The sequence below is a fragment of the Neoroseomonas rubea genome, from assembly GCF_016106015.1.
In the GTDB taxonomy this organism is placed as follows: domain Bacteria; phylum Pseudomonadota; class Alphaproteobacteria; order Acetobacterales; family Acetobacteraceae; genus Neoroseomonas; species Neoroseomonas rubea.
The window spans coordinates 1-6,803 of record NZ_JACADQ010000226.1 but is presented as its reverse complement, the minus strand read 5'-3'; the positions used below and the strand labels follow the sequence as shown (position 1 = coordinate 6,803).

The 6,803-nt window shown below is 70.0% G+C and carries 7 protein-coding genes; all 7 read left to right on the top strand.

The window, feature by feature from the left end:
* The first annotated feature begins 209 nt into the window (after nt 1-209).
* Entirely contained in the window at nt 210-812 is a 603-nt protein-coding gene (locus tag HW577_RS17755) for a TorD/DmsD family molecular chaperone (RefSeq protein WP_198377479.1), read from the top strand.
* A 22-nt stretch (nt 813-834) separates the two neighbouring features.
* Nucleotides 835-1,071, top strand: a complete 237-nt coding sequence (locus HW577_RS17750) for a twin-arginine translocation signal domain-containing protein (protein WP_198377478.1) — start codon at nt 835-837, stop codon at nt 1,069-1,071.
* Between the two features lie 24 nt (nt 1,072-1,095).
* Nucleotides 1,096-4,032: a formate dehydrogenase subunit alpha gene (locus HW577_RS17745; protein WP_198377477.1), complete on the top strand. Its 2,937-nt coding sequence runs from the start codon at nt 1,096-1,098 to the stop codon at nt 4,030-4,032.
* Nucleotides 4,033-4,047: 15 nt separating this feature from the next.
* The gene (fdh3B, locus tag HW577_RS17740) at nt 4,048-4,644 is read left to right on the top strand and encodes a formate dehydrogenase FDH3 subunit beta (protein ID WP_198377476.1); all 597 of its coding nucleotides are present in this window, start codon (nt 4,048-4,050) and stop codon (nt 4,642-4,644) included.
* The gene (locus HW577_RS17735; protein ID WP_198377475.1) at nt 4,644-5,660 is read left to right on the top strand and encodes a formate dehydrogenase subunit gamma; all 1,017 of its coding nucleotides are present in this window, start codon (nt 4,644-4,646) and stop codon (nt 5,658-5,660) included. Before fdh3B ends, HW577_RS17735 begins: the two co-directional genes overlap by 1 nt.
* 78 nt (nt 5,661-5,738) lie before the next feature.
* On the top strand, nt 5,739-6,269 hold the full coding sequence (mobB, locus tag HW577_RS17730) for a molybdopterin-guanine dinucleotide biosynthesis protein B (protein ID WP_198377474.1): 531 nt from the start codon (nt 5,739-5,741) through the stop codon (nt 6,267-6,269).
* On the top strand, nt 6,269-6,803 hold a 535-nt coding region (locus HW577_RS17725), incomplete at its 3' end, for a MoeA family protein (RefSeq protein WP_474100247.1). The genes mobB and HW577_RS17725, both read left to right, overlap by 1 nt.

Sequence of the window (6,803 nt, the reverse complement as noted above, 5' to 3'; positions counted from 1 at the left end):
CCCCCCCGCCGCCCGCGCTGGCCGCGGTTGCCCCGCCCGCCGAGCCGGAGGCGCCGGCGGCGGAGGCCGCCACGTCGCCGCGCCGGCACGGTTCGGCCCTGCCCATTTGAGAATCGATCGCAACAATCCATTGCGTATCAGTGACTTGTTCGCGGCAGGGGTTCCGGAGTAATCAGCTCGGGTATTCGCTACGGGGAGTGACTCACGGCATGTCCGGAACGGGCACCGTCGAGATGGTGGGGGACCGGCTGACCCATGAGCGGGCGCGGCTTTTCGCGCTGCTGGGGCGGCTGCTCGTGGCCGCCCCCGATGTCTCCCTGCTCAACGCGCTGGCGGGCCTGCGGGGCGATCGCACGCCGCTCGGCGAGGCCTATGCGGGCATGGCGAAGGCCGCCGCCGCGGCCGAGGTGGTCTCGGTCGATCGCGAATACCACGACCTTTTCATCGGTCTCGGGCGCGGCGAGCTGCTGCCCTTCGCCTCCTACTACCTGACCGGCTTCCTGCACGAACGGCCGCTGGCCGAGCTGCGCGGCGACCTCGCCCGGCTCGGGCTCGAGCGCGCCGAAGGCGTGGCGGAGCCGGAGGATCACATCGGCACCGAATGCGAGGTCTATGCCGGGCTGCTCTCGGGCAGCTTCGAAGGCGGGCCCGAGGCGGCCGAGCAGTTCTTCGAGAAGCACCTCCAGCCCTGGGCCGGCAGGTTCTTCGCGGATCTCGAGAAAGCCGAGGCGGGGCGCTTCTATCGCGCCGTCGGTCGTCTCGGGCGTGTGGCGGTGGAGATCGAGCAGGCGGCCCAGGGGCTGCCGGCCTGATCCCCGACGGGGACGGTTGAGGATGAACGAAGGGACGAAGAACATGGCCGAACGCCGTGGTTTCCTGAAGGCGCTGGGATTGGGCGGCGCGGCCGCCGCGGCGGCGGGGGTGGCGGAAGCCGCCGGACCGCTGCGGGCAGACGCGGTGCCCGCGGGCACGGCCCGCAAGGAGAACGAGGCCGACCGGCTCAAGGCGCGCTACCAGGAAAACAGCGCGCATGTGCAGGCCTTCTACCGCACCAACCGCTACGGCGGCTGAGAGAAAAGAAGGGAGCGAAGCCCCATGCTGATCAAGCGTTCCGAAGCGCGCGCCGGGAAGCAGCGCCTCGCCGCGGCCTATCAGGGCCTGTCCTCCGGCGGGCTCGACCGCCGCGCCTTCCTCAAGCAGGCGGGCATCACGGGCGTGGGCCTGGCCGGTCTCGGCGCCATCCCGCTGACCACGGTGCGGCCCGCGCAGGCGGGCCCGATGAACCACCAGCAGCCCGTCACGCGCGTCAAGAACATCTGCACGCATTGCTCGGTCGGCTGCACGGTCACCGCGGAAGTCCAGAACGGCGTCTGGGTCGGGCAGGAACCGGCCTGGGAATCGCCGATCAACCGCGGGACGCATTGCGCCAAGGGCGCGGCGGTGCGCGAGCTGGTGCACGGCGACCGGCGCATCAAGTACCCGATGAAGCTGGTGAACGGGCAATGGACCCGGATGACCTGGGACGCGGCGGTCACCGAGATCGGCGACAAGCTGATGGCGGTGCGCCAGGCCTCGGGGCCTGATTCGGTGTTCTGGCTCGGCAGCGCGAAGTTCTCGAACGAGGGCGCCTACCTGTTCCGCAAGTTCGCGGCCTTCTGGGGCACCAACAACGTCGACCACCAGGCGCGCATCTGCCACTCGACGACGGTCGCGGGCGTGGCGAACACCTGGGGCTACGGCGCGCAGACCAATTCGTACAACGACATCCGCAATTCCAAGACCATGATCATCATGGGCGGGAACCCGGCGGAGGCGCACCCCGTGTCGCTGCAGCACGTGCTGAGCGGCAAGGAGGCGAATCGCGCCAACCTGATCGTCATCGACCCGCGCTTCACGCGCACCGCGGCGCACGCGACCGAATACGTGCGCATCCGGCCGGGCACCGACATCCCGATCATCTGGGGCATGCTCTGGCACATCTTCCAGAACAACTGGGAGGACAAGGAGTTCATCCGCCAGCGCGTCTACGGCATGGACGATGTCCGCGCCGAGGTCGCGAAGTGGACCCCGGCCGAGGTCGAGCGCGTGACCGGCGTGCCGGGCGCGCAGCTGCGCAAGGTCGCGGAGCTGTTCGCGACGCAGAAGCCGGCGACGCTGATCTGGTGCATGGGCGCCACGCAGAAGACCGTCGGCACGGCCAATGTGCGTGCGTACTCGATCCTGCTGCTGGCCACCGGCAACGTCGGCAAGGACGGCACGGGCGCGAACATCTTCCGCGGCCACTGCAACGTTCAGGGCGCCACGGACTTCGGCCTCGATGTCACGACGCTGCCGGCCTATTACGGCCTGGACGCGAATGCGTGGAACCACTGGTCGCGGGTCTGGGGCGTCTCCTACGAGAGTATGGTGGCCCGGTTCGACAGCCGCCAGATGATGGAGATGCCGGGCATCCCCACGACGCGCTACTTCGACGCCGTCACGATGCCGGTGAACGCGCAGACGGGCCTCGCCCAGCGCGACAACTTCAAGGCGATGATGGTCTTCGGCCATGGCGGCAACACCGTCACCCGCATGCCCGAGGCGGTGCGGGGGCTCGAGAAGCTCGACCTGCTGGTGGTTGCGGACCCGCACCCGACCACCTTCGCGGTGCTCGCGAACCGGCGGGAGAACACCTACCTCCTGCCGATCTGCACGCAGTTCGAATGCGACGGCAGCCGCACCGCGTCGAACCGCTCGGTCCAGTGGTGCTCGCAGGTCGTGAAGCCGATCTTCGAGAGCAAGACGGACTACGAGGCGATGTACCGCCTGGCTGGCGCGATCGACGCGGCGGCGGCGCGGCGCAACATGCCCTTCCGCATGCGCGAGGAGATGTTCCGCCCCTATGAGATCCGGGACAACGCCCCGGTGGCGGAAAGCATCCTGCGCGAGATCAACCGCGGCGCCATCAGCACCGGGTACACGGGCCAGTCGCCCGAGCGCCTGAAGCTGCACATGCAGCACCAGGACAAGTTCGACCTGGTGACGCTGCGCGCCAAGGATGACGCGCCGGCGGAGATCCGGGGCGACTTCTACGGCCTGCCCTGGCCCTGCTGGGGCACGCCGGAGATGCGCCACCCGGGCACCCATGTGCTCTACAACACCAACCTGCACGTCAAGGAAGGCGGCGGCACCTTCCGCGCCCGCTTCGGCGTGGAGCGCAACGGCGTGTCGCTGCTGGCGGAAGGGTCCTACTCGAAGGGCTCCGAGCTGACGGACGGCTATCCGGAATTCACCACCGCGGTAATGGCGCGCCTCGGCTGGGATGCGGAGCTGACGGAGGCGGAGAAGGCCTCGATCGCGCGGCAGGGCGGCACGGCCTCCTGGGCCACCGACCTGTCCATGGGCATCATCCGCGTGACCATGGAACACGGCGTGATGGCCTACGGCAACGCCAAGGCGCGGGCGAATGCCTGGAACCTGCCCGACCCCGTGCCGGTGCACCGCGAGCCGATCTACACGCCGCGCACCGACCTGATCGCGCAGTACCCGACGCTGCCCGACCGGCGCGGCTTCCGCCTGCCGCATCTGGGGCAGTCCGTGCAGAACCGTGCGAAGGACCTCGCGCCGAACTTCCCGATCATCCTCTCCTCCGGCCGCCTGGTCGAATACGAGGGCGGCGGCGAGGAGACGCGGTCCAACAAGTGGCTCGCCGAACTGCAGCAGGACATGTTCGTCGAGATCAACCCGCGCGACGCCGCGGCGCGGAACATCCGCGACGGCGCCTGGGTGCTCGTCAACGGTCCCGAGATGCCGCAGGGCAAGGCCGTGCGCATGAAGGCGCTGGTGACGGAACGCGTGGGCCCGGGCGTCGCCTGGATGCCCTTCCACTTCGCCGGATGGTTCATGCAGGAGGACCAGCGATCGAAGTACCCGCAGGGTACGGACCCGATCGTGCTCGGCGAGTCGGTGAACGCCGTCACCACCTATGGCTACGATCCCGTGACCTTCATGCAGGAAACGAAGGTCACCCTCTGCCAGATCCGCGCGGCATAAGGAGGCGCGACGCACATGGCCCGCATGAAGTTCCTCCTCGACGCCGAGCGCTGCATCGAGTGCAACGCCTGCGTCACCGCCTGCAAGAACGAGCACGAGGTGCCCTGGGGCATCAACCGCCGGCGCGTCGTTACGATCAACGACGGCAAGCCGGGCGAGCGCTCGATCTCCATGGCCTGCATGCACTGCACCGACGCGCCCTGCGCGGCGGTGTGCCCGGTGTCCTGCTTCTACACGACGGCCGACGCCATCGTGCTGCACGACAAGGACCTGTGCATCGGCTGCGGCTACTGCTTCTACGCCTGCCCCTTCGGCGCGCCGCAGTATCCGCGCGTCGGCAACTTCGGCAGCCGCGGCAAGATGGACAAGTGCACCTACTGCGCCGGCGGCCCGCAGGCCGACAACACGCAGGCGGAGTACATCCAGTACGGCTCGAACCGCATCGCGGAAGGCAAGCTGCCGCTCTGCGCGGAGATGTGCTCGACCAAGGCGCTGCTGGCCGGCGACGGGCAGGTGATCGCGCAGATCTACCGCGAGCGCGTGCAGAAGCGCGGCTACGGCTCTGGCGCCTGGGGCTGGCGCACCGCCTATCGCGAGACGGTGGCGATCTGATGCGCGCGCTCATCCTCGCCCTCGCCCTGATCCTGGCCGCGCCGATGGCCGGCCAGGCGCAGACCGCGCCGCAGGTCAGCGGCACGCCGACCTCCCCCACCCCGATGATGCCGCCGGTGGCGGACGAGCTCGAGGTGCTGAAGGCGCTGCAGGGCGGCCGCGTCGCCGGCCGCATCACCATCCCGGACCAGCAGGCGGCCAGCCTGATCCAGCCGCAGGGCCGGTCCTGGCGCGACTTCCACAACGTGACGCTCGCCTGGGTCGGCGGCATCGCCGTGCTCGGCATGCTCGCCATCCTCGTGGTGTTCCGCATGTCCAAGGGCCGCATCCCGGTGGAGGGCGGCCTCGCCGGCCGCACCATCCAGCGCTTCAACGGGCTTGAGCGCGCCAATCACTGGATGGTCGCCTCGACCTTCATCATCCTGGCGATCTCGGGCCTGAACCTCACCTTCGGCCGCCACGTGCTGCTGCCGATCGTGGGGCCCGAGGCCTTCACGGCGATCAGCCAGTGGGGCAAGTACGCCCACAACTTCCTGGCCTTCCCCTTCACCCTCGGCATCGTGCTGATGCTGCTGCTGTGGGTGAAGGACAACATCCCGAACGGCCGCGACATCAAGTGGTTCGCGGCGGGCGGCGGGCTGGTCGGCCACGGGCACCCGGACAGCGAGCGCTTCAACGGCGGCCAGAAGGGCATCTTCTGGATCACCACGCTCGGCGGCGCCACGGTGGCGGTGACCGGCTACATGCTCGTCTTCCCCTTCATGTTCACCGACATCGCGGGGATGCAGCTCAGCCACATCATCCACAGCATCGTCTCGGTGCTGATGATCGCGGTGATGCTGGCCCACATCTACATCGGCTCGATTGGCATGGAGGGCGCCTCCGACGCCATGACGACCGGCCAGGTGGACCTGAACTGGGCGAAGCAGCACCACAACCTGTGGGTCGAGAAGGAAATGGCGAAGGGCCGCGGCGCTGAGCCGCCGGCCTCCGCCCGGGCGGCCGGCGCGGACTGACAGGCGCGCCCACCTGCCGACGTTCCGCGGGCGCATGGCGAAGGCCGTGCGCCCGCTGCCTTTCGGGGGACGAACGCCATGACTCGGATCATCGGCCTCGCCGGCTGGAGCGGGGCGGGCAAGACCACCCTGATGGTGAAGCTGCTGCCGGCGCTGATCGGGCGCGGGCTTGCCGTCTCCACGCTCAAGCACGCGCATCACCGCTTCGACGTCGATACGCCGGGGAAGGATTCCTTCGAGCATCGCCGCGCCGGCGCGGCGCAGGTGATGGTCGCCTCCGGCACGCGCTGGGCGCTGATGACCGAACTGCGTACGGCTCGGGAGCCGACGCTGCGGGACCTGCTCGCCCGCATGGACCCGGTCGACCTCGTGATCGTGGAAGGCTTCAAGCGCGACGCCCATCCGAAGGTGGAGGTGCATCGTGCCGCCAACGCGAAGCCCTGGATGCGGCCGGAGATGCCGGGGATCGTCGCTGTCGCCTCCGACGTGCCGGCGCCCTACGACCTGCCGCGCGTGCATCTCGATGACGTCGAGGGCGTGGCCGCGCTCGTGCTCGCACACGCCGCGCCGATCGAGGCGATCGACTGGGCCGTGCGGCAGGAGGTTTGATGGCGCAGCTCTCCGACGACTGCTTCGCCTTCGGCGGCGCGCTGATGTCGGTGGAGGAGGCGCAGGCGCTGATCGCCGCGCGCGTCCCCCCGCCGACAGGCGAGGAGGTCGTGCCGCTGATGCGCGCGCGCGGCCGCGTGCTGGCCCGGGACCTCGCCGCGCCGATCGACCTGCCGCCCTTCTTCAACGCCGCGGTCGATGGCTGGGCCTTCCGCCACGCGGACCTCGCCGAAGGCGCGCCGACCGCCTTCGTCGAAGCCGGCCGTGTCCCCGCCGGCCACATGCCGGGCCGCCCGGCGGGGGATCGCGAGGCCGTGCGCGTCTTCACCGGCGCGCCCATGCCGCCGGGCACCGACACCTGCGTGATGCAGGAGGATGCGCGGCACGAAGGCCGCTTCCTGCTGGTCCCGCCCGGCCTCAAGCGCGGCGCCAATGCGCGCCCGGCGGGCGAGGATGTGGCGCGCGGCAGCCTGGCGCTGCAGGCGGGGCGCCTGCTGGGGCCGGCCGAGATCGGGCTCGCCGCGGCGCTCGGCC